Origin of the sequence: Micromonospora sp. NPDC005324 (genome assembly GCF_040607155.1) — a bacterium.
Classification (GTDB): Bacteria; Actinomycetota; Actinomycetes; order Mycobacteriales; family Micromonosporaceae; genus Micromonospora; species Micromonospora trifolii.
This window is the reverse complement of record NZ_JBEXGE010000129.1, coordinates 1-1,248: the sequence shown is the minus strand read 5'-3', so window position 1 is coordinate 1,248 and position 1,248 is coordinate 1. Positions and strand designations below refer to the sequence as shown.

The window sequence follows — 1,248 nt, the reverse complement described above, 5'->3', positions numbered from 1 at the left end:
GGCGGTGATCGCGCCGCTGCTGCCCGAGCCTGGTGGTGCGCGGGGGCGGTGGCGGGATCACCGGCAGGTCATCAATGGGATCTTGTGGAAGCTGCGTACGGGGGCGCCGTGGCGTGACCTGCCGGAACGCTTCGGACCGTGGAAGACCTGCCACGAACGGCTGCGGCGGTGGACCGCGGATGGCACCTGGGATCGGATCCTCACCGCAGCGCAGGTCCATGACGACGGCACACCCGTGCAGTGGACGATCAGCATCGACTCGTCGGTCGTGCGGGCGCACCAGCACTCCGCTGGCGCCCGCAAAAAAGGGGCTCCCCATCAAGTCCGGCGACGCCTGGTGCGCAAGATGGCGAGGCCATCGGCCGGTCCCGAGGCGGACTGAGCACGAAAATCCACCTCGCCGTCGACGGACGCGGCCGACCATTGTCGATCCTGCTCACGCCCGGCCAGGCCGGCGACAATCCCCAACTTCTGGCGTTGCTCGATGCGATCTGCGTCAACGAGCCGGGACCCGGACGGCCCCGCAAGCGACCCGACGTGCTGATCGCCGACAAGGGTTACGCGCATGACTCGACCCGCCGAGCCCTGCGCCAGCGCGGCGTCCGGCACGTCATTCCCGAACGCTCGGACCAGGTCGCCCGCCGTGGCGCCAAGGGCAGCGCCGGCGGGCGACCACCGGCCTTCGACAAGCAGGTCTACCGCAAACGCAACGTCGTGGAACGCTGCTTCAACCGGCTCAAACAGTGGCGTGACCTGGCCACCCGCTACGCCAAACGAGCATCCCTCTACCAGGCCAGCCTCGTCCTCATCGCCGCCATCATCTGGCTCCCATGATCGACAGGAGGCCCTAGTTGCCGCAGTCAGGCAGGTCGAGGTACGCCAGCAGCCGCAAGAGGCCGCTCACGTGCGGGATGTCGTGCCACAGCGATACGATGTCCTTCGGATCTCGCTGGAGAAGGCTGGACAGCTCTGCGAGATCGTCGCTGCTCTGCCCGCAGTCGATCTCCAGCTCCGGCCGCGGGACCATCGCGTATGCCGCACGAAGATCGACGTTCCAGTAGTAGTCAACGCCGAGCTGTGACAGCTGCATCTGAGGACCGAACCGGCTCTCCGCCGCGTCCAACAGCATCAAGCACGCTCGGCGCAAATCCGCGATCCTCAGCACCGCATCAGCATCGGTCATGCCCCATGATCCCTCGATGTGACGTCACCTGACCAGACGATTCAAGATCGACAGGACAGGCCCTA

Annotated in this window: 2 protein-coding genes; one reads left to right on the top strand and one right to left on the bottom strand. The window is 66.7% G+C overall.

All coding sequences use genetic code 11. The features are described from left to right. Window positions 1-834 (top strand): IS5 family transposase gene (locus ABZS40_RS36730; protein ID WP_354949355.1). Its coding sequence is split into 2 segments (ribosomal slippage), with 835 coding nucleotides annotated over them: window positions 1-308 and window positions 308-834; the frame shifts between segments, so codons are not numbered across the junction. This gene is flagged as partial in the annotation. A gap of 13 nt (window positions 835-847) precedes the next feature. Here the strand turns inward: ABZS40_RS36730 and ABZS40_RS36725 are convergent. Next, window positions 848-1,183, bottom strand: a complete 336-nt coding sequence (locus ABZS40_RS36725) for a hypothetical protein (protein WP_354949353.1) — start codon at window positions 1,181-1,183, stop codon at window positions 848-850. Window positions 1,184-1,248 lie beyond the last annotated feature (65 nt).